The 19,917-nt window shown below is 71.3% G+C and carries 19 protein-coding genes and 2 pseudogenes; 14 read left to right on the forward strand and 7 right to left on the reverse strand.

Going from position 1 to position 19,917, the window contains the following annotated elements:
• The 4 genes and pseudogenes from G6038_RS23245 to G6038_RS23260 form a co-directional block, all read left to right on the forward strand.
• Positions 1 to 816: pseudogene (locus G6038_RS23245) on the forward strand (glutamate synthase subunit alpha); the annotation flags it as partial.
• Complete coding sequence (locus G6038_RS23250) at positions 809 to 2,302, forward strand: glutamate synthase subunit beta (RefSeq protein ID WP_165040129.1); 1,494 nt, start codon at positions 809 to 811, stop codon at positions 2,300 to 2,302. The pseudogene G6038_RS23245 and the gene G6038_RS23250, both read left to right, overlap by 8 nt.
• Positions 2,303 to 2,348: 46 nt before the next feature.
• Positions 2,349 to 2,810: an SRPBCC family protein gene (locus G6038_RS23255; RefSeq protein ID WP_165040131.1), complete on the forward strand. Its 462-nt coding sequence runs from the start codon at positions 2,349 to 2,351 to the stop codon at positions 2,808 to 2,810.
• A 29-nt stretch (positions 2,811 to 2,839) separates the two neighbouring features.
• Positions 2,840 to 2,989: a hypothetical protein gene (locus G6038_RS23260; RefSeq protein WP_165040133.1), complete on the forward strand. Its 150-nt coding sequence runs from the start codon at positions 2,840 to 2,842 to the stop codon at positions 2,987 to 2,989.
• A 110-nt stretch (positions 2,990 to 3,099) separates the two neighbouring features.
• Here G6038_RS23260 and G6038_RS23265 read toward each other — a convergent pair whose 3' ends face one another.
• Both G6038_RS23265 and G6038_RS23270 read right to left on the reverse strand, forming a co-directional pair.
• Positions 3,100 to 4,461, reverse strand: coding sequence for a cytochrome P450 (locus G6038_RS23265; protein ID WP_165040135.1), 1,362 nt, complete (start codon positions 4,459 to 4,461; stop codon positions 3,100 to 3,102).
• 112 nt (positions 4,462 to 4,573) lie between these two features.
• A complete protein-coding gene (locus G6038_RS23270) occupies positions 4,574 to 6,016 on the reverse strand; it encodes a trehalose-6-phosphate synthase (RefSeq protein WP_165040137.1) in 1,443 nt (480 codons plus the stop codon).
• A gap of 438 nt (positions 6,017 to 6,454) precedes the next feature.
• Here G6038_RS23270 and G6038_RS23275 point away from each other — a divergent pair, with 438 nt between their 5' ends.
• The gene (locus tag G6038_RS23275) at positions 6,455 to 6,994 is read left to right on the forward strand and encodes a DNA starvation/stationary phase protection protein (RefSeq protein WP_165040138.1); all 540 of its coding nucleotides are present in this window, start codon (positions 6,455 to 6,457) and stop codon (positions 6,992 to 6,994) included.
• 119 nt (positions 6,995 to 7,113) lie between these two features.
• Here the strand turns inward: G6038_RS23275 and G6038_RS23280 are convergent, their stop codons facing one another.
• Entirely contained in the window at positions 7,114 to 7,536 is a 423-nt protein-coding gene (locus tag G6038_RS23280) for a MerR family transcriptional regulator (protein ID WP_165040140.1), read from the reverse strand.
• A gap of 467 nt (positions 7,537 to 8,003) precedes the next feature.
• Between G6038_RS23280 and pyk the strand changes: the two genes are divergently transcribed.
• Together pyk and G6038_RS23290 are read left to right on the forward strand one after the other, a co-directional pair.
• Positions 8,004 to 9,425, forward strand: coding sequence for a pyruvate kinase (pyk, locus tag G6038_RS23285; protein ID WP_165040142.1), 1,422 nt, complete (start codon positions 8,004 to 8,006; stop codon positions 9,423 to 9,425).
• Complete coding sequence (locus G6038_RS23290) at positions 9,422 to 10,294, forward strand: acyl-CoA thioesterase II (RefSeq protein ID WP_165040144.1); 873 nt, start codon at positions 9,422 to 9,424, stop codon at positions 10,292 to 10,294. Before pyk ends, G6038_RS23290 begins: the two co-directional genes overlap by 4 nt.
• A gap of 992 nt (positions 10,295 to 11,286) precedes the next feature.
• Here G6038_RS23290 and G6038_RS31570 read toward each other — a convergent pair.
• The gene (locus G6038_RS31570; RefSeq protein WP_346772893.1) at positions 11,287 to 11,490 is read right to left on the reverse strand and encodes a cold-shock protein; all 204 of its coding nucleotides are present in this window, start codon (positions 11,488 to 11,490) and stop codon (positions 11,287 to 11,289) included.
• Positions 11,491 to 11,725: 235 nt separating this feature from the next.
• On the opposite strand from G6038_RS31570, the gene G6038_RS23300 reads away from it, so the two are divergent.
• The 3 genes from G6038_RS23300 to G6038_RS23310 all read left to right on the forward strand — a co-directional run bounded on the left by G6038_RS23300 (position 11,726) and on the right by G6038_RS23310 (position 12,956).
• Complete coding sequence (locus tag G6038_RS23300; protein ID WP_165040148.1) at positions 11,726 to 12,217, forward strand: STAS domain-containing protein; 492 nt, start codon at positions 11,726 to 11,728, stop codon at positions 12,215 to 12,217.
• A 101-nt stretch (positions 12,218 to 12,318) separates the two neighbouring features.
• Entirely contained in the window at positions 12,319 to 12,606 is a 288-nt protein-coding gene (locus G6038_RS23305) for a hypothetical protein (protein WP_165040150.1), read from the forward strand.
• Entirely contained in the window at positions 12,603 to 12,956 is a 354-nt protein-coding gene (locus G6038_RS23310; protein WP_165040152.1) for a YtxH domain-containing protein, read from the forward strand. The genes G6038_RS23305 and G6038_RS23310 overlap by 4 nt, the downstream gene beginning before the upstream one ends.
• A 151-nt stretch (positions 12,957 to 13,107) precedes the next feature.
• On the opposite strand, the gene gvpO is transcribed toward G6038_RS23310, so the two are convergent.
• Positions 13,108 to 13,470, reverse strand: coding sequence for a gas vesicle protein GvpO (gene gvpO / locus G6038_RS23315; RefSeq protein ID WP_165040154.1), 363 nt, complete (start codon positions 13,468 to 13,470; stop codon positions 13,108 to 13,110).
• A gap of 32 nt (positions 13,471 to 13,502) precedes the next feature.
• Positions 13,503 to 13,664: pseudogene (locus G6038_RS23320) on the reverse strand (cyclase); the annotation flags it as partial.
• A 725-nt stretch (positions 13,665 to 14,389) separates the two neighbouring features.
• Between G6038_RS23320 and G6038_RS23325 the strand changes: the two are divergent.
• A complete protein-coding gene (locus G6038_RS23325) occupies positions 14,390 to 15,049 on the forward strand; it encodes a uridine kinase (RefSeq protein ID WP_165040174.1) in 660 nt (219 codons plus the stop codon).
• 139 nt (positions 15,050 to 15,188) lie between these two features.
• Here G6038_RS23325 and G6038_RS23330 read toward each other — a convergent pair whose 3' ends face one another.
• A complete protein-coding gene (locus tag G6038_RS23330) occupies positions 15,189 to 15,665 on the reverse strand; it encodes an adenosine-specific kinase (protein WP_206025500.1) in 477 nt (158 codons plus the stop codon).
• A gap of 423 nt (positions 15,666 to 16,088) precedes the next feature.
• Between G6038_RS23330 and acsA the strand changes: the two genes are divergently transcribed.
• From acsA to G6038_RS23345, 3 genes are read left to right on the forward strand one after another with little or no spacing between them, the layout of a single operon-like run.
• Positions 16,089 to 17,927: an acetate--CoA ligase gene (gene acsA, locus G6038_RS23335; RefSeq protein WP_206025497.1), complete on the forward strand. Its 1,839-nt coding sequence runs from the start codon at positions 16,089 to 16,091 to the stop codon at positions 17,925 to 17,927.
• Complete coding sequence (gene pdhA / locus G6038_RS23340) at positions 17,924 to 18,943, forward strand: pyruvate dehydrogenase (acetyl-transferring) E1 component subunit alpha (RefSeq protein WP_165040160.1); 1,020 nt, start codon at positions 17,924 to 17,926, stop codon at positions 18,941 to 18,943. Before acsA ends, pdhA begins: the two co-directional genes overlap by 4 nt.
• Positions 18,940 to 19,914, forward strand: a complete 975-nt coding sequence (locus G6038_RS23345) for a pyruvate dehydrogenase complex E1 component subunit beta (protein ID WP_165040162.1) — start codon at positions 18,940 to 18,942, stop codon at positions 19,912 to 19,914. Before pdhA ends, G6038_RS23345 begins: the two co-directional genes overlap by 4 nt.
• The last annotated feature ends 3 nt before the right edge of the window (positions 19,915 to 19,917 follow it).

The raw sequence follows: 19,917 nt of genomic DNA on the forward strand, positions 1-19,917 counted from the left end.
CCCCCGGACGCGCCGCTGGACCGTGACCTCATCGCGCGCGCGGCCCCCGCCCTCGACGACGGCCGACCCGTGCATCTCACCGCCGCCGTCACCAACCGCGACCGCGCCGTCGGCACCCTGCTCGGCTGGACCGCCGGTCGACGGTGCCCCACCGGCCTGCCCGACGACACGGTGCGGATCGACCTGTACGGCAGCGCCGGGCAGTCCCTCGGTGCCTTCCTGCCCGTCGGCATCACCGTCACCGTCACCGGCGACGCCAACGACTATGTCGCCAAGGGCCTGTCCGGCGGACGGGTGGTGGTGCGCCCCGACCCGGCCGCGCCGTTCGACCCGCACGAGCAGATCGTCGCCGGCAACACCGTCCTGTACGGGGCCACCTCCGGGGAACTGTTCCTGCACGGCCGGGTGGGGGAGCGCTTCGCGGTGCGCAATTCCGGCGCCGACGCCGTGTGCGAGGGCACCGGCGACCATGCCTGCGAGTACATGACCGGGGGCCGCGTCGTGATCCTCGGCGCCACCGGTCGCAACCTCGGGGCCGGCATGTCCGGGGGGCTGGCCCACGTCCTCGACCTCGAGCCCGGCCGCGTCAACACCGCCTCCGTGCAACTGCAGCCCGTCGACGACGGCGACCTCGCTCCGCTGCGTGACCTGATCGCCCGCTACCACGCGGGCACCGGATCGGCGGTCGCCGGGGACATCCTTGCCGAATGGCCCGGCAGCGCGGGCCGGTTCACCGCGGTGGTGCCCGAGGATCTGATCCGGGTCCGCGCCGCGGCAGGCGAGCGGCCCACCCCGGTGGGAGCCGACGGTGCCTGATCCCCGCGGATTCCTGCGCTACGACCGACGTGAACCGCCGCGCCGGCCCGCCGCCGAACGCGTCCGCGACTGGGCGGAGGTGCACCGGGCGCAGCCCCCGGACGAGGAGGCGCGCTCGCTCCGGGAGCAGGCCGCCCGCTGCATGGACTGCGGTATCCCCTTCTGCCACAGCGCCGGCACCGGTTGCCCGCTCGGCAACCTCATCCCCGAGTGGAACGACCTGGTGCGTCGTGATCTGTGGGCCGAGGCCGCCGACCGGCTGCACGCCACCGACAACTTCCCCGAGTTCACCGGCCGGCTGTGCCCGGCCCCCTGTGAATCCGCCTGCGTGCTCGCCCGGGACGACCACACCGCGGGCGTGACCGTCGAACGGATCGAGCGGGCGATCGCCGACCGGGCCTGGGCCGACGGCCGCGTGCCGCCGCGTCCCCCGGCCCGCAGCACCGGGCGATCCGTCGCCGTCGTCGGCTCCGGCCCGGCGGGTCTCGCCGCCGCCCAGCAGCTCACCCGCGCCGGACACGCCGTGACCGTCCTCGAACGCGCCGACCGGCTCGGCGGCCTGCTGCGCTACGGCATCCCCGCCTTCAAGATGGACAAGGCGCTCGTCGACCGCCGCCTGGCGCAGATGCGCGCCGAGGGCACGGTCTTCCGCACCGGCACCGAGGCCGGCGTCGACCCGGATGTCGCCGCGCTGCGGGCCGGCTTCGACGCGGTGGTCCTCGCGGTCGGGGCCGGCCGCGCCCGCGACCTGCCAGTCCCGGGCCGGGAACTCGGCGGGGTGCATCCCGCGATGGAATTCCTCGTCGCTGCCAACCACGAGTGCGAGGGCGACGGGCCGGCGGCCCTCACCGCCGCCGGACGGCACGTGGTGATCGTCGGCGGCGGGGACACCGGCACCGACTGCTTCGGCACCGCCCTGCGTCAGGGCGCGCGTTCCGTCACCCAGCTCGACTATCGGCCCCGTCCGCCCGGCCGCCGCGACGAGGACGTCACCCCGTGGCCGCTCGCGCCGTGGGTGCTGCGGACGGCGCCCGCGCACGAGGAGGGCGGAACCCGCCGGTTCGAAGTGACGGTGCAGCGCTTCGTCGGTATCCGTGGGCAGGTGCGGGCGCTCGAACTGGCCGAGGTCGACGCGCGCCGCATCCCCCTCGGGGACCCCTTCGAGATGCCCTGCGACCTCGCCCTCCTCGCGGTCGGCTTCGAAGGGGTGCAGCGCGGACCGCTCCTCGACGCCCTCGGCCTGACTCCCGGCGTGCGGGGCACTCTCGACTGCGACGAGCGCTGGCAGACCTCGGCCCCTGCGGTGTTCGTGTGCGGCGACGCCCACCGCGGTGCATCGCTGGTGGTGTGGGCGATCGCCGAGGGGCGCGCGGCGGCGCGCGGTGTGGACGCGTTCCTCACGGGCGAGTCGGCACTGCCGGCACCGGTGCATCCCCGGTCGCTGCACCTGGACCCCCGGCGTTTCCCGGCTCGGCCGCCCGGGTAGGCCACCTCGTGAGCGGTCGCACCGGTCGCCGCAGGAAAGGAGCGTCATGAGCACGATCACCGAGTCGGTCGACGTCCATGTCCCGATCACTACGGCCTACAACCAGTGGACGCAGTTCGAGGAGTTCCCCCGCTTCATGGAGGGCGTCGAGCAGGTCCGCCAGATCGACGACACCCACACCCACTGGGTCGTCAAGGTCGCCGGTGGGACGAAGGAGTTCGACGCGACGATCACCGAGCAGCATCCCGACGAGCGCGTCGCATGGAGGTCCGACGCCGGGCCGGACCACGCCGGCGTGATCACCTTCCACCGGCTCGACGATTCGAACACGCGGGTCACCGCGCAGATGGACATCGACCCCGAGGGCTTCTTCGAGAACGTCGCCGACAAACTCGGCCTCCTCGACCTCCGCGTCAAAGGCGACATGCGGCGGTTCAAGGAGTTCATCGAGAAGCAAGGCGTCGCCGACGGCGCATGGCGCGGCGAGGTCGATCGTCCCGGCCCGTGACCGCGAGCTTCCCGACCGAAGGAGACCCCGTGACGGAGAAGAAGTCGACCGACGACAACCGGCCCGAGGGGGGCCGGCCCGGCCCGGTGGACGAGGGCAAGGACGGCGGCATGGCGACTCGGGAGCGCGCCCCGGAGATCGCGGAGAATTCCACCGCAGAGAACTCCACCGACGACTGATCGCGGATGCCGGAAGTGGCGATGCGGGCCGAACCGCATCGCCACTTCCGCCGTCGCACGGCTGTCGACGGTCACGGGCCGGTGACGTGCTCCTCATGGCCGGTGCCGGATCAGTGGACGGCGAACCGCAACGCGAAGTTGTTCAGGGTGGCGGGCAGCGGCCGTGCCGGATCCGGCTTCAGGCGGGAGGTCAGCGTGAACTCGGCGTCGGCGAGCAGATGGGCGAGCAGGGTGCTGGCGACGAACAGGACGAGATTGCGGCCCGGGCACCCGGCCGGGCCGATGCTGAACGGCACGAGTGCCGGATATCGGTCGGCCTCGCCGTCGATCCAGATCTCCGGCGCGAACCGGTCCGCGAACGGCAGCGTCTCGCGATCGCGGTGGAAGGCCGGCGCCAGCACGACGAACCCGGTCCCGGACGGGATCGTGTAGCTGCCGCGCTCGTCGCTCCACGTCGTGTCCGCCGTCGAATCCCGCAGGATCGCGGGAGTGGTCGGCCACAGCCGGGTGGTGTCGAGGACGCACCCGCGCAGGTACTCGAACGGCTCCGGGGCGCCCAGGTCGGCGGCGCCGATCTCGCTCCGGGCCCGCGCCCGCTGTTCCGGATGGGTGGCCAGTACGGCCAGCGCGCGGGCGGTGACCATGCCCGCGGCGTCGAAGGCGAACAGCCAGTGCGGGATCTGGCCCTGGGGATCGACCGCGGCCGGTGCGGCGATCTCGCCCAGCGCGCCGGCGAGGGTGCCGGCGGGGGCCCGCTCGACGTAGCCGTGCAGCCGTTCGGTGAAGCGGTCGCGCAGCCGATGGCGCACCGGGTGGGCGTAGGACCAGTTGCCGTCGGACCGCAGCCGCCACAGCTGATCGGTGAGAGTGTCGTCTCCGCGTGCCGCGTCGCCGAGGACGAGCCGACGCACCAATCGCCACCAGGAGCGGGTGAACTCGGCGGCGCTCAGGTCGCCTTCCGCTCGGGCCCGGCGCAACAGCCCGTTCGCCTCCTCCTCGATCGTGCGCACCATCGGTGTGGCGAGCCGGTGCAACTCGCGATCGGTGTCGAGGGCCTTCTCGTTGACGGCCCGGCGCCGGTCCCGCAGCGGGTTGCGCGAGACCAGCACGCCGTGGGGCTGGAACGGCGCGAGGGCGGCCCGCTTCTCGACCGTCGCGGCGGTGAAGGACCCCGCGTCGGTCCGCAGCACGGTGTCGACGTCCGAGGGTGAGAGCACCACGGCGAGCGTCCGTCCGGGCAGCGACACGGTGAGGGGGCCGTCGCCGTAGCGGTCGCGCAGGCGCGCAACGGTCGCGACGATGCGCGCGTCGGCCTGCGTCCGCTCGAGCAGGCCCATCACCGTGCGCCGGCGCGCGATGGCCCCCGCTGCGACGAACGGCAGGCCGACTTCGGCGGCGAGCCGGGCGGTGTCGGCCGCCGACGCGCGGCGCACACCCGACGCGGATGGGCTCTGGACTACGGGACCGGCCATCGACGGCCTCCTTCCGACGCGGTGCCACGATCAAGACACGGTGTCACGATCAGGGGGAGGATCACCGCCCGGGCGGATCGCTAAACGTGACCCGCCCGCGCCCGGCGGTACTTCAGGCGCTCGCCGCCGCGGTGGTGCCGGATCCGCTCGCGCGCAGGTCCGTGAGGAAGGCGTTGGCCCACCGGTCGACATCGTGGTGGAGCACCTGGGTACGCAGAGACTGCATCCGGCGCGCCGCCGTCGCCGCGTCCTCGGTGGCGGCGGTGACGATCGCGCGTTTGACGGCGTCGAGATCGTGCGGGTTGACCAGATGCGCGCGGCGCAGTTCGCTGGCCGCCCCGGTGAACTCGCTCAGTACGAGGGCGCCGGTGCCGTCGGTCCGGCAGGCGATGTATTCCTTGGCGACGAGGTTCATGCCGTCGCGCAGGGGCGTGACGAGCATGACGTCCGCCGCGCTGTACAGGGCCATGAGCTCGTCGCGGTCGACGGGCCGGTGCAGGTAGTGCACCACCGGCCGGCCCAGCTGCCCGTACTCGCCGTTGAGGTGGCCCACCTTGCGCTCGATGTCCTCGCGCAACTGTGCGTAGGCGGACACGCGCTCGCGACTCGGGGTGGCCAGCTGCACCATGGCGACCTTCTCGGGGTCGAGGGTGCCCTCGTCGAGCAGTTCGTGCAGCGCCTCGAGCCGAAGGTCGATGCCCTTGGTGTAGTCGAGCCGGTCCACGCCCAGCAGCAGGGTCTCGGGGTTGCCGAGTTCCTCGCGGACCTGCGCGGCTCGCTCGCGGATGTGCGGGGACCGGACGCGTTCGGCGAAGTGGGCCGAGTCGATCGAGATGGGGAAGGCGCCGACCTGTACCCGCCGGTCGCCGACGTCGACGGTGCCCACGCACGAGTCCAGGTCGGAGTGCGCGCTCGTGTGCAACCCGAGCAGCCGCTGTGCCAGGAACAGGAAGTTGCGGGCACCGCCGGGCAGATGGAAGCCCACCAGGTCGGCGCCGAGCAGGCCCTCCACGACGGCGGTGCGCCACGGCAACTGCAGGAACAGCTCGGTGGGCGGGAAGGGGATGTGCAGGAAGAAGCCGATCTTCAGGTCGGGCCGGAGGTCGCGCAGCATCTTGGGCACGAGCTGGAGCTGGTAATCGTGCACCCACACGGTCGCGCCCGGGGCGGCCGCGTCGGACGCCGCCTCGGCGAAGCGACGGTTGACCGCGACGTACGTCCGCCACCACGTCCGGTCGTAGACGGGAGCGACGATCGCGTCGTGGTACAGCGGCCACAGCGTCGCATTGGAGAATCCCTCGTAGTAGTCGGCGACCTCGCCTTCGGTGAGGGAAACCGGATGCAGCGTGATGCCGTCCTCGGTGAACGGATCGAACGCGACGTCGGGGGCGCCCGGCCAGCCCACCCACGCGCCGTCGGCGGCGCGCAGCACCGGCTCCAGGGCGGTGACGAGCCCCCCCGGACTGCGACGCCACCCCCCGCGTCCGTCGTCGGCCGACGGGTCGTAGTCCACCGGGAGCCGATTGGCCACCACCACCAGGTCCGCTGCGGTCATCGCGTCGCGCCTCCTTGCTCGACACCGGGGCGAATCGCTCCGGCAACGTCCGTCGAACTCGTACTTATGACAAGTAGTTTTTGTGTATCACCCGGGGCGGGGTACGGAGGCACTTCGCCGCGCTCGGAATCCCGGGACGCGGCGCCTCCGCACCCCTCCGGTAGATAATCTGTCTCGCAGAATAAAGGTTTTGTCAAATGGAAGGTGCAATTCCTGCGGATCTCCGGTCCGGTGCGGGGCGTGGGAGGGGGATCAGGCAGTGTCCTACTCGTGGTCCTACTCGTGGAAGGTTGCACGGGCTTCCTTCCCCGCGGTTTCGACGCCCGGGCGCCGGGGTAACCCGGTCAGCGGGGTGCCCGGCACCCACGTGCCGACACCGGCGGGCCGGCGAGACGGCCTGCGGAGGTACGACACACGACCCGGTAGGAGGAATCGAAGATGGCGAAGTTCACCGTCCCCGGCCTGAGCGACAGCGAGGGTGCCCGGGTGGCCGAAGTGCTGCAGAATCGGCTCAGCGCCTACAACGACCTGCACCTCACCCTCAAGCACGTTCACTGGAACGTCGTGGGACCGAACTTCATCGGCGTGCACGAGATGATCGATCCGCAGGTCGAGGCGGTTCGCGGATTCGCCGACGACGTCGCCGAACGCATCGCCGCACTCGGATCGTCCCCGAAGGGCACCGCGGGCGCGATCGAGAAGGACCGTTCGTGGGACGACTATTCGGTGGGGCGGGACACCGCCCAGGCCCACCTCGCCGCCCTCGATCTGGTGTACGACGGCGTGATCGGGGACTGCCGCAAGGCGATTGCGGAGGTCGGGCAGATCGATCCGATCACCGAGGACCTGCTCATCGGGCAGACGCGCGACCTCGAGAAGTTCCAGTGGTTCGTCCGGGCTCACCTCGAGAACTCGGCCGGAACCCTGGCACACGAGGGCGCGCGCACCGAACAGCAGGCCGCGGACGAAGCCCGCTGAGCGAGCGGCCGGCCGGCCGGGTCCTTCGCCCGCCGCTGCGCAGACGTCATCGGCCGCCGGACAGCGCATTCCATGCCCCGCGCCGTCCGGCGGCCGGTGCGTGTCCGCTGTGAGGTCGCTCAGCTGTTGTCGTTGTCCGCCCGCAGGCGCGCGTTGTCCGACTCGAGTCGCGCGTTGGCATCCTCGAGCCGGGCCTTGTCGGATTCGAGGCGGGCCTTGTCCGATTCGAGCCGTGCATTGTGGGATTCGAGACGTGCGTTGTGGGACGCCAGTTCGGCGTGGTTCGACTCGAGGCGGAAGATCTGGGCGATGCCGGCCAGATTGATGCCCTCGGCGAGGAGTTCGCTGATGCGTCGCAGGCGCGCCACGTCCTCGTCGCTGTAGCGGCGGGTGCCGCCTTCGGTGCGCGCGGGGCTGAGCAGTCCGCGGCGTTCGTACAGGCGCATGGACTGTGGATCGACCCCGGACAGTTCGGATGCCACCGAGATGCCGTAGACCCCCCGGCGGGAGTGCGGTACCGGCTCCTTCCTCGTCTTCTCCATTCCAGATTCCCTCGCTCGATGTCCTGGCTGCCACGGCCTCCGGCGTGCCGAATCTACCCGATCACCACAGAAAACCTACCGTGTCGGAGATAGCTCCCGGGTGACGCCGGAGCGGACTCGGACCGCCGGGGAACGGGGCGTCCGGTACGACTATCTCTGTGGTATGCCACATATTTTATGCATCGCGTGGAGTGTCGGTGATCGACGCTGCGGCGGCACCTCCGTGCCCGCACCCGCGGTCCGGACCGCGCTGCCGCCGGCGCCCCCGCCGGATGCGTCTCCGTCGCAGCGGGTTCCGCGGGCCGCCTCGGCGCCGAGCAGTCCGGGCACCGCGCCCGGCGGAGGTGCGGCGACGGCCGGACCGACGGCCGGGGCGACCGGACGTCGGTCCTCGGCCGCGCGGGCACGGCGGCGGCGCTGCACCGGCCGTGCTCCGCCACCGCCGCCCGGGTACTAGGCTCGACCGCGTGACCCGACGCACCAAGATCGTTTGCACCATGGGCCCGGCCACGGCAGACCCCGAGGTCCTGAGGGAACTCGTCGACGCCGGGATGGACGTGGCCCGCCTCAACTTCAGCCATGGCGAACACGCCGATCACGAGGCCCACTACCGCCGCGTGCGGGAGGCCTCCGATGCCAGCGGGCATGCCGTCGGCATCCTCGCCGACCTGCAGGGCCCGAAGATCCGCCTCGGCCGGTTCGCCGAGGGGCCGACGGTGTGGAATGCGGGCGAGATCGTCCGGATCACCGTCGACGACGTCGAGGGAACCCACGACCGGGTCTCGACCACCTACAAGCAGCTCGCCGACGACGCGCGCCCGGGGGATCGCCTGCTCGTCGACGACGGCAAGGTCGGCCTGGTCGTCGAGCACGTCGAGGGCACGGATGTGGTCTGCCGCGTCACCGAGGGTGGGCCGGTCAGCAACAACAAGGGCGTATCCCTGCCGGGGATGAACATCTCGGTGCCGGCGCTGTCGGAGAAGGACATCGAGGATCTCGAGTTCGCCATGCGGCTCGGCGTGGACTTCGTCGCCCTGTCGTTCGTGCGTTCCCCGGCCGACATCGAGCTCGTGCACGAGGTGATGGATCGGGTCGGCCACCGCGTGCCGGTGATCGCCAAGCTCGAGAAGCCCGAGGCCATCGAGAACCTCGAGGCGGTCGTGCTGGCGTTCGATGCGGTGATGGTCGCCCGCGGTGACCTCGGCGTCGAGATGCCGCTCGAGGAGGTGCCGCTGGTGCAGAAGCGGGCGATCCAGATCGCCCGCGAGAACGCCAAACCCGTCATCGTGGCCACGCAGATGCTCGAGTCCATGATCGAGAACTCCCGGCCGACCCGCGCCGAGGCCTCCGACGTCGCCAACGCGGTCCTCGACGGCGCGGACGCGGTGATGCTCTCCGGCGAGACGTCGGTGGGCAAGTACCCGGTCGAGACGGTGCGGACGATGGCCCGCATCATCGCGGCCGTGGAGTCCGACCCCACCCGGGTGCCGGCGCTGACCCACGTGCCGCGCACCAAGCGCGGGGTGATCTCCTACGCGGCGCGCGACATCGGCGAGCGACTCGACGCCAAGGCGCTGGTGGCGTTCACCCAGTCCGGCGACACGGTGCGGCGCCTGGCGCGGCTGCACACCCGGCTGCCGCTGCTGGCGTTCACCCCGGTGCCGCACATCCGCAGCCAGCTGGCGCTGACCTGGGGCACCGAGACCTTCTCCGTCGAGCCGGTCGACACGACCGATGTGATGGTGCAGCAGGTCGACGCGGCGCTGCTCTCGCTCGGCCGGTACCAGCGGGGCGACCTCGTGGTCATCGTGGCCGGGTCCCCGCCCGGCCGCTCCGGGTCGACCAACCTGATCCACGTGCACCGGATCGGGGAGAAGGACACCCATTGAGCCGTCGCACCGCGACCGATCTCGAGGTCCTCGTCGATCTGCTCGATCTCGAGCGGGTCGACGAGGACCTCTACCGGGGTGAGCACCCGGCCCAGGTGGGCAGCCGCACCTTCGGCGGCCAGCTCGTCGCCCAGGCCCTGATCGCGGCCGGCCGCACCGTCGGGGACCGGCCGGTGCACGCGCTCAACGCCCACTTCATCCGCGGCGGTGACGTCAAGGCACCGATCGAGTACCGGGTGGTCCGGCACCGGGACGGCCGGGATTTCGCGAACCGCATGGTCACCGCCTCCCAGGACGGCCGGGAGCTGTTCGTCATGCTCGCCGCCTTTCAGCGGTGGGGCAAGGGACTCGAGCATGCGGTGAGCGTTCCCGAGGTGCCCTACCCGGACGTGCTGCCGCCGCTCGGGGACCACCTGTCCGGGTTCGAGGATCACCTCCCGCACTTCGTCAACGCCCTCAAGCCGATCGACATGCGGTACGCCAACGACCCCGCCTGGATCCTCAAGGGCACCGGGGAACGCCTCTCGCACAACCGGGTGTGGATGCGCGCCGACGGCGCGCTGCCCGAGGACACGCTCCTGCACGCCGCCACCCTCGCCTACAGCTCCGATACCACCGTGCTCGACTCGATCCTCACCACCCACGGACTGTCCTGGGGGCTGGACCGGATCGTCGCCGCCACCGTCAACCACTCCATGTGGTTCCACCGGCCGGTCCGGTTCGACGAATGGACGTTGTACGCCACCGAGTCCCCGGTCGCGGCGGGATCGCGCGGGCTGGCGACGGGCCGCTACTTCACCCTCGAGGGGGAACTCGTGGCGACGGTCGTGCAGGAGGGGCTGATCCGCCACTTCCCGCGCCGCGGCTGACGCGGGCGACCGTGTCCGCGCCGCCGCCTGGGTGCTGACACGGTCGCCCTCGCCGTCACCGCCCCGGGCGGCCCGGCACGCCACTGGACCTGGTGGAGAACCCGACGAACCGTTTCCTTCCCTGTGGCCTCCTCGGGGCTGCGTAGGTTCCTCCCGTGGACGAAACCCTCGGGAACATTTCCGCGTCCAACGCGGTTCCGAGCACGTTCTTCGCCAACTGCCCCGGCAGGCCGGTCGGGCCGAGCAGCTCGACGCCTGCACTTCGGCGCGAGCCGGAAGCTGCTGCGAGCTGCTGCGGATCGCGCCCAGCACGTCGGATCTGATGGGCTGGTTCGCATCACCGCAGAGTGGTCGCGATGGTGGAGGCGATCGGCGCGGAGGCGGAACATCGGGATACGACCTGGGGCCGGCACGGGACGATTTCAGGGTGTGGTGTTCGCCGACGAGGACGAGGTCGGGTAAGTCGGCGGGGCCCGCTGTCCGGACGACGCCGGAGAGTCTCGAACTCGAGGTCCGGTCACCGGTCGAACACCGGGCGGCGGTGTGCGCCGGCAAGGTCGCCGGTATTCGCGTGGCCTTCCGGGGAATCGAGTCGGAGGCTGCCGCGCATCTGCTGCTGTCCGTCGTCACCCTGGCCGCCGGCCGGTGGACCCTCGGTCGAGTTGCCGCGGTCGTGCTCACCGATCGGCAGCACGCGCAGCGCCGCTCGGTATTGGTCTGTCAGACAACGGAGTTGGCGCGGTGTGCGCTGTCGGGTCCCGGTGTCGGCAGCAGGCCTGCGGAACGGATGACACCCCGGACCTTCCGAGGTCGTCTCCGGGGGCGCGAGCCCACATGAAGGCGATAACCCGGTTGCATCACACAGGCCGCAGATCCTGGTCCGGATGGTCGATCGTCGTGACAGGGGGAGGCCCCGTTCGTCGAGCGTTCTGCTCGAGGGACGGGTCGGATCCTTGCCGGTGCCCAGGAGTGGTGCTGGTTCGGCGCGCCGCTCAGAGGCCGCGAGCCTGGCGGGCGTGCCGGCCCCTGGGTCCCACAGCGACTTCGAACTCGACTTCTTGGCCGTCCCGAAGGGCCCGGTAGCCACGGCATTCGATGTCGGCGTACTCGATGAACAGGTCGGCGCCGCCGTCGTCGGGGGCGATGAAGCCGAAGCCTTTCTCCCCGTTGAACCACCTCACCACGCCATGCACCACAGTGACCACTTCCTTCCCGCGTCGCCCCCCTACGTCCGATCTGATTTTGTCATTGCTCGGGTCTGCCGTGGGGGTGTGGTTCGCGAAATCGCGGCGACATTCGCCTGCGATAGGTGTTCGGTCTGCTCTACCGTTGTGACGGGTGACAAAGATAGGCGGTCGCCGCCTTCCGGGTATCTCGCACGGCCAGGTGACCCTGGCTGCGACCGGCGGGAGGCCGAGCCAAAGGGACGCCATGGTGCTGCTGTACTCACACACGGACGGCGACGCTCGGGTGTTCCGGGTGGACTTCTCCGTTCCCGAGCAGGCGACGTTCGAGATCTCGGTCGATCGGAGTGGCGCAGGAGCCGTGGTGGTCCGCGTCTGCGGCGACGTCGACATCACCACCGCGCCTTTGCTGGACTGTGTTCTTCAGCAACGATTTTCGGGACGTGGTGTGGTCGTGGATCTGCTCCAGGTCGACTTCTTCGGGTGTGCGGGATTGACGGTGCTCGAGTCGGCGGCGTGCGGGACCGGTCTCGGCGGGCCCGTGATCGCTGCCGTTGCCGTCGGAGAGGTCAGGCACGCGTTGCAGGTCACCGGAATCGATCGGGTACTTCCCTGTTGCGCTGATCTGGGCCGGGCCGTCGAGCTGGTCGGCCGCCGACGACGCCGGGTTGCGGTCGGGCCGGGAGTTGGTGCCGGTGTGCAGCGAGAGGACCTGCCGCGGAATCCGGCGTCGGGGTAGTCCGGCGGGGCGGCTGCTGTGCGCGGTGCTGTGGTGGGGGGATCCGCGAGGGGCTCGCAGTCTGCCGCAGTGTGCGAGGGGGCGAGGCAAGGAGCGGTCGGATGCAGGCAACGGAGGCAGGAAGCGAGGACGCGTGGGTGTTGCAGCCGTCGGCGGTCGCGGTGCTCGACGGGGTGTGGGTGGGCAGCGCGACGGTCGTCGGGGCGTGGGTGTTCGGTTCGTTGCTGTGGGCGGTACTCGTGATGCTGGTCTGCGCCGGCACCCACGCCGTCGGCCGCCTTCCGGGCGGGCGCTCCGGGCCGGGACCGTGCCCCGGGGAAACCGTCACGGGTGTGCGGGCTTCGGGGGCCGGTACACCGGAGTTCGTCGAGCGAGGGAGAACGTCATGATCAGAGCACTGATCTTCGCCGCCGGGGCGGCCGCGGGTTTCGTGGTAGGCGCCCGTTCGGGCCGACGCGCGTACGAAACGATGAAAGAGCAGTCCCTCGACGTCTGGCACCACCCGGCTGTGCAGAAAAAGGTGGGTGGGGCGACGCAGACGGTCAAGGACAAGGCTCCGGAGCTGCAGCGCCAGGTCGCGGCGCTGGCGAAGAAGGCCACCCACCGCGGCCCCGACACGGGGTCGGACACCGGCACTGCCCCCGGCATCCCGCCGACCGAGGCCGTACCCGACGCCCCGGCGGTCACAGAACCCACCGTTCCTCCGGCGACGGACGGCAGGTCCGTCTCGAGCACGTAAACCGAGCCCGGGTCCGCATTGCGCTGGCGGGCTCTGTCCCGAACGGTGCGGTGCGGGGCCGGCGCGTCGATCGGCGGCCGGCGCCCCGACTGCGGCCGCTCGGTCACGGCGGCTGGTGACCGCAGCGCCTGTCGCCTCCGGCCCCGTTCGATCACGGGGACGGATCGTCGTCTGCCCCTACCGCACCGCCGATCTGAGGTTCTCGGCTCCCGCGCCCGTAGCGTCGGGTGCGGCGATACGACCTCATCACCCCCTCCCGTCCCAGATCGACCTCGAAGATCGCCAGGATGTCCGCTGAGGAGGGGATGCGCCGGTCGTCGACCACCTCCACCTCGACCACCCAGCCGTCGTCGCTCGGGACCACCGAGATGGCCCCTTCGCAGGGTTTGCCGGTCAACTGCGCGATGCAGCGGACAGCGATGACGGCCGCGCCCGCCGCGGACAACGCCGCGGTCGTCTGCCGACCGCCGGTTCGGGAGTGCTCGGGTAGCTTCGGTGTCTTCTGCTCGTTCATGTCGTCTCCCGCGTCGCGGTGTCTGTTCGGTGCCGGGCGATCTCGTCGTCCTCGACGACCTCGCTGTCGTGGATCTCGCCGTGCCAGCCGGCGACGCCGTCCGGGTGCAGGACGGCCTCGGTCATCACGTGACGTGCGAAGTGCTTCCGTTCCATCCGTGCTCGTCGGCCGACGGCTCGCCACAGGTTGGCGGTGGCCCGTCGCATTGTTTCGGGTTCCTGTGCCGGTGCATGCGTGGTCATCGTGGCCTCCTCCGGCCCGTTCGCCGCCGCACTCCGATCACCGGGGTGGCGCAACGGTCCAGGTGTAGTCGCTCGTCGAGAGCGATCTGCTCGATGCGTGCCGCGGGCCCGAACAGGCTATGGGCCTGCGCCGTGGCCCGCAGCTGGACCGGCGAGCCGGACAGCGGCGCGGTGACGACCACCTCGCCAGCAGTGTGGTGTCGGACTCGGTGGGTGCACCTGCATCCGCCAGTCGAGGGTGCGCGCCGGCCGACGCCGCGCCAGTTCGAGCTGCACCACCTCGCGCATTCCGGGCGTGTGCTCCTGCGCACAGCGGGTGTCGGTGCGCAGACGATCGGCGAGGACCTGTAGGTCGGTGGTCGACCAGACCTGCAGGTCTTGCCGCGGTACGCCCTCACGACGAGCGGAACCGGGTGTAGCCACACTCGGGGGGTAGCAGCGGTGCGGGGAGATATCGGCGCCATGGTGGACTCCTGAGCGGTCGGCTCGGCTGTGCACCGCCGACCGGACTTCCCGCACTCCACGAGGAGTGTAGCGCGGCGGTAAACCGGGGCGGGGGATTGCCGCCCGCATCGAGCCGTCCCGGGAGTGGTGTTCGCGGGCGCCGGCGCCGCGCCTGGGAGCGCCCTGCCGGTCCGATTCCGACCCACGATCATGCGATGCCGGAAACTGGGCTGATGACGATGTTCACCCCGATCGGCCCGGCCGCCCTTGCCGGCGTCATCGCCGAACGCGCCGCCGGGCACCGCCGACGGGTGTGCGTCGGGATCTCCGCCGCCGACGCGGCCGCACCGCTCAACCTTGCCGAGGAGGTCGCCGCGCGCCTGCGCGTCGAGGGCCGGCCGGCGGCGGTGCTGTCGCTGCACGACTTCGTGCGCCCGGCCTCGCTCCGTTTCGAGCACGGCCGCACCGATCACGAGAGCTACCGCTGGACCTGGTTCGACTACGGCGCGCTCGACCGCGAAGTCGTTCGGGGACTTCACGAGAAGAACCGATGGCTGCCGCGGTTGTGGGACGAGGCGGGGGACCGGTCGGCCCGTGCCCGGCGGGTGGACGCGCCCGACGGTCAGGTGCTCGTGGTCGCCGGCCCGATGTTGCTCGGTCGCGGACTCGCCTTCGACGTCACGGTGCACCTGGCGATGTCGCGGGCCGCGTTGGGCCGGCTGACGCCCGACGAGGACCGCTGGACGATCCCGCCGCTGCTCGAACACGACCACGCCGCGGCCGCGGAGGCCGACATCGTCGTGCGGTACGACCATCCGGATCGCCCGGCGATGCACGCCGCCGGTGCGATCCGGTCCGGGAACGGGGACCGGCGATCCGGTCAGCGGCAATGAGCCGGTCGGCGGGCGGGTCCCGATGCCGGGCGGCGGGCGATTGCACGCACACCGGGCCCTGACGTCGAGCCTCGACCGGTCGACGAGCGATACCTCCCCGCACTGGGCCCTGTGCGCGTGACGTGGGGCGCTCGGTCGGTCACAGCTTGTAGCCGATCGTGCGCAGCAGCGCCTTGCGGTCGGCGACGTCGGCACTCGTCTCCACGCCGAGGGGTGGGTTCCCGTCGATCACCCCGGCAATGCCTCGGCCGAGTTCCGTCTCGGCCACGATGATCTCGACGGCGTTGGCCGTGGCGCAGAAGATGCCGCAGACCTCGGGTACCTGCTTCAGCGTGTTCAGGATGTTCACCGGATAGCCGTCCTCCACGAACACGACGAACGAATGGCCCGCGCCGACCGCCAGTGCATTGCGTCTGGCCAACTCGACGAGCCGGTCGTCGTTGCCCGAGAAACGCACGAGGCGAGGCCCGGAGGCTTCGCAGAACGCCACACCGAACCGGAGGTGGGGACTCACCCCGGCCAGTGCTTCGTGCAGGTCCTCGACGGTCTTGATGAAGTGGGCCTGCCCGACGACGACGTTCATGTCGTCGGGCTTGTCGATCGCCACGATGTGCATCTCCACGATCGCCTCCTCGGATGCCCTGCGGCCCGGCAGGCCGGCGTCGACAGACAGTCTGCCCCGCTGGGCAACCCGGGGCAACGACGGGCGAACCGGAGAGGAACGAAGCGGATCTGCCGAGCCCCGCCGGCGTGCGGCGCCGGCAGGACCGGATCCGGGATCGGACCGGCTCGGGTTCTCGGCACGCAACATCCCGGATGGTGTTCTCGCCCAGCCGGTCCCGCACCGCGTCAGCGACCGATGCCGCCGCAGACGCAGGCTTCGGCTCGTGGGGCTGCCCGAAGCCGAAGCCTGCGTCGACGGGGTCCTCAGCAGGATCGCCGTCACCGTGCGCCATACGGGTCCGCGACAGCACTCGCACGCCCGTGCGGCGGACGACCGAGGGACCAATGCCCCTATGCCGGCCGTTCCGGGCGGCGCATGATCGGCTCGACGCGATCTGCACCGGAGGGAGCGGCCGTGACGACCAGCAGCGACGCGGTGATCCGCAAGACGGCCGACGACCTGCGGGTCCCACCGAACCTGTCGGATTACGAGGCCACCTGTGCCCGGTTCGCGTGGGACGAGGCGGCGGCGCAGATGCCGGGCCCCCCGGGCGGGGGATGCAACATCGCCTGGTCGGCGGTCGACCGGCATGCGGACGGCCCGCTCCGGGACCGCCCCGCGCTCCGGTTCCTCGGCGCCGGTGACGCGACGGGCCGTATCGACGTCACGGAGTTGTCGTACGGCGACCTCGCAGACCGTGTCCGGCGCTTCACCCGCGTCCTGCGCGACCTCGGAATCGGCAAGGGCGACCGGCTGTTCGTGTTCTCCGGCCGGATCCCCGAGCTGTACATCGCCGTCCTCGGCGCCCTGCGCAACGGCACGGTCGTCACTCCGCTGTTCTCGGCCTTCGGTCCCGAACCCCTGCTCACCCGCCTCGAACTCGGCTCCGCACAGGTATTGGTGACCACGGAGGCGCTGTACCACCGGCGCGTCGCGGGGGTGCGCGACCGGGTGCCGACCCTCGAGCACGTGCTGCTCGTCGGCGACGACGCCGCCGCCGCCACCGACGTTCCCGGCACCCTCGACCTGCGGGCACTGCTCGACGCCGCCGAGCCGGCCGCCGACCCCACACCCACGACTGCCGACGACCCGTCGTTGCTGCACTTCACCAGCGGCACCACCGGCACCCCGAAGGGGGCGCTGCACGTGCACGGCGCCGTCGTCACCCACTACGCCACCGGCCGATACGCGCTCGACCTGCATCCCGACGACATCTACTGGTGCACCGCCGATCCCGGCTGGGTGACGGGCACGTCGTACGGCATCGTCGCGCCGCTGCTGCACGGCGTCACCTCGATCGTCGACGAAGCCGAGTTCGACGCCGAACGGTGGTACCGGATCCTGCAGGACCAGCAGATCAGCGTGTGGTACACCGCCCCCACCGCCATCAGGATGCTCATGCGTGCCGGACCCGAGGTCGCGGGACGCTACCGGTTCCCGAACCTTCGGTTCGTCGCCAGCGTCGGCGAGCCGTTGGCACCCGACGCCGTGTGGTGGGGCACCGAGGTGCTGGGGCTGCCCATCCACGACAACTGGTGGCAGACCGAGACCGGCGGCATCATGATCGCCAACACGCCGGCGTTCGACATCAAGCCGGGATCGATGGGCCGGCCCCTGCCCGGCGTCGACGCCCGGATCGTCCGCCGCGACGAGGACGGCACCGTGCACGAGGTCACCGATGCCGACACCGAGGGGGAACTGGCGCTGCGGGCGGGCTGGCCGTCGATGTTCCGCGGCTACCTGAACCAGGACGAGCGCTACCGCAAGTGCTTCGCGGGCGATCTCTACCTCACCGGGGACCTCGCGCGCCGCGACGCCGACGGGTACTTCTGGTTCGTCGGCCGCGCCGACGACGTGATCAAGTCCGCCGGCCACCTCATCGGACCGTTCGAGGTCGAGAGCGCGCTCGCCGAACACCCGGCCGTGCTGGAAGCCGCCGTGATCGGTGTGCCGGACGAGATCCTCGGCGAACGGGTGAAGGCGTTCGTCGTCCTCGAACGCGGCGTCGAACCCGACGACGCGCTGCGCCGCAAGCTGATCGGGCACGCCCGCGTCCGGCTCGGTGCGGCCGTCGCCCCGAAGGAACTCGCGTTCGTCGACTCGCTGCCGCACACCCGCAGCGGCAAGACCCTGCGCCGGCTGCTCAAGGCCCGCGAGCTCGGCCTCGCGGAGGGCGACACGTCGACGCTCGAGACCCCGGAGGTGGCCGGATGACGAGCGACACCGAGCGGGCCGGCGGGGGCGCCGCCGGCTTCCCCTACGACCGCGACTTCGCGCTCGCGCTGCTGGCCGACATGCTGCGCATCCGCCGGATGGAGGAGAAGGCCGCCGAACTCTACGGCGCCGGCAAGATCCGCGGATTCCTGCACCTGTACGTGGGGGAGGAGGCCGTGGCGGTCGGCGCCCTGCACGCGCTCGACCCGGGCGACACGGTCGTGGGCACCTACCGTGAGCACGGGCACGCCCTGATCCACGGGCTGTCCATGAACGCGATCATGGCGGAGATGTTCGGCAAGCAGGAAGGCTGCTCCCGTGGGCGCGGCGGCTCGATGCACCTGTTCGACGCCGCGACCCGCTTCTACGGCGGCAACGCGATCGTCGGCGGGGGCCTGCCGCTGGCGGTGGGCCTCGCGCTGGCCGACAAGATGCAGAAGATCCCGCGGGTCACCGCGTGCTTCTTCGGCGAGGGGGCGATGGCCGAGGGAGCGTTCCACGAGGCGCTCAACCTCGCGGCCCTGTGGCAGCTGCCGGTGCTGTTCTGCTGCGAGAACAACCTGTACGCCATGGGCACCGCCCTGGCCCGGTCCGAGTCGCAGACCGACCTGTGCGCCAAGGCCGCCGCGTTCGGGGTGCCCACCCTCCGGACGGACGGGATGGACGTGCTCGCCGTCCACGAGACGGCCCGGGCCGGGGTCTCCCACGTCCGCAGCACCGGCGGACCGATGTTCCTCGAGTTCCAGACCTACCGATTCCGCGCCCACTCGATGTTCGACCCCGAGCTCTACCGCGACAAGGCCGAGGTCGAACGGTGGAAGGAACGCGGCCCCATCCACACGTTCTCGGCGCGGCTGAAGGCGCTGAATCTGCTCACCGAGGAACGGTTCCAGCAGCTCGACGCCCAGGCCGTCGCCGAGGTCGACGACGCCGTCGCCTTCGCCGAGGCCGGCACCTGGGAGCCGGAGTCCGACCTGCTCCGCGACGTGACCACACCGGCCGGGGAGGCACCGTGAAACTGAGCTACCGCGAGGCCCTGCGCGCCGCGCTGCACGACGCCCTGAGCACCGATCCGCGGGTGTTCCTCATGGGCGAGGACATCGGGCGATACGGCGGCACGTACGCCGTGACCAAGGGCCTGCTCGACGAGTTCGGACCCGAACGCATCCGCGACACCCCGCTGTCCGAGCTGGGCTTCGTCGGTGCGGGCATCGGTGCGGCACTCGGCGGGATGCGGCCGATCGTCGAGATCATGACCGTCAACTTCAGCCTGCTGGCCCTCGATCAGATCGTGAACGCCGCCGCCGCACTGCGCCACATGTCCGGCGGCCAGTTCTCCGTACCGATCGTGATCCGCATGGCCACCGGCGCCGGGCGGCAGCTGGCCGCGCAGCATTCGCACAGCCTCGAGGCGTGGTACGCGCACATCCCCGGCATCCGGGTGCTGGCCCCGGCGACCGTGCGCGACGCCCGCGGAATGCTCGCCCCCGCTCTTGCGGACCCGGACCCGGTGGTCGTGTTCGAGCACGCACTGCTCTACAACACCACCGCCGACATCGACCCCGACGAACCGGTCGACATCGACAGCGCGCGGGTCCTCCGGCCGGGCGGCGACGTGACCCTCGTCGCCTACGGCGGCACCGTCGGCAAGTCCCTCGTCGCGGCGGAAACCTTGGCGGGCAGCGGAATCGAGGCCGAGGTCGTCGATCTGCGGGTGCTGCGCCCGCTGGACACGGCCACCGTCGTGGACTCCGTCCGCCGCACCCACCGGGTGGTGGTCGTCGACGAGGGCTGGCGCAGCGTCGGCCTCGCCGCGGAGGTGACCGCCCGGATCGCCGAGGAGGCGTTCTACGACCTGGACGCGCCCGTGGCGCGGGTGTGCAGCGAAGAGGTGCCGGTGCCCTACGCCCGGCACCTGGAGCAGGCGGCGATTCCCCAGCCGGAGAAGATCGTCGCCGCCGTGCAGGCCTTGACGGGCGAGAGCTGAGGA

It is taken from the genome of Rhodococcus sp. 14C212, assembly GCF_011058195.1.
GTDB classification, from domain to species: Bacteria; Actinomycetota; Actinomycetes; order Mycobacteriales; family Mycobacteriaceae; genus Rhodococcus; species Rhodococcus aetherivorans.

Excerpts from the sequence above, each read along its gene's own strand:
- G6038_RS23255 (WP_165040131.1), top strand. The coding sequence starts at position 2,349 with ATGAGCACGATCACCGAGTCGGTCGACGTCCATGTCCCGATCACTACG.
- G6038_RS23265 (WP_165040135.1), bottom strand. The coding sequence starts at position 4,461 with ATGGCCGGTCCCGTAGTCCAGAGCCCATCCGCGTCGGGTGTGCGCCGC.
- G6038_RS23270 (WP_165040137.1), bottom strand. The coding sequence starts at position 6,016 with ATGACCGCAGCGGACCTGGTGGTGGTGGCCAATCGGCTCCCGGTGGAC.
- G6038_RS23275 (WP_165040138.1), top strand. The coding sequence starts at position 6,455 with ATGGCGAAGTTCACCGTCCCCGGCCTGAGCGACAGCGAGGGTGCCCGG.
- G6038_RS23280 (WP_165040140.1), bottom strand. The coding sequence starts at position 7,536 with ATGGAGAAGACGAGGAAGGAGCCGGTACCGCACTCCCGCCGGGGGGTC.
- G6038_RS23300 (WP_165040148.1), top strand. The coding sequence starts at position 11,726 with ATGGTGCTGCTGTACTCACACACGGACGGCGACGCTCGGGTGTTCCGG.
- G6038_RS23305 (WP_165040150.1), top strand. The coding sequence starts at position 12,319 with ATGCAGGCAACGGAGGCAGGAAGCGAGGACGCGTGGGTGTTGCAGCCG.
- G6038_RS23310 (WP_165040152.1), top strand. The coding sequence starts at position 12,603 with ATGATCAGAGCACTGATCTTCGCCGCCGGGGCGGCCGCGGGTTTCGTG.
- gvpO (WP_165040154.1), bottom strand. The coding sequence starts at position 13,470 with ATGAACGAGCAGAAGACACCGAAGCTACCCGAGCACTCCCGAACCGGC.
- G6038_RS23325 (WP_165040174.1), top strand. The coding sequence starts at position 14,390 with ATGACGATGTTCACCCCGATCGGCCCGGCCGCCCTTGCCGGCGTCATC.
- G6038_RS23330 (WP_206025500.1), bottom strand. The coding sequence starts at position 15,665 with ATGCACATCGTGGCGATCGACAAGCCCGACGACATGAACGTCGTCGTC.
- acsA (WP_206025497.1), top strand. The coding sequence starts at position 16,089 with ATGATCGGCTCGACGCGATCTGCACCGGAGGGAGCGGCCGTGACGACC.
- pdhA (WP_165040160.1), top strand. The coding sequence starts at position 17,924 with ATGACGAGCGACACCGAGCGGGCCGGCGGGGGCGCCGCCGGCTTCCCC.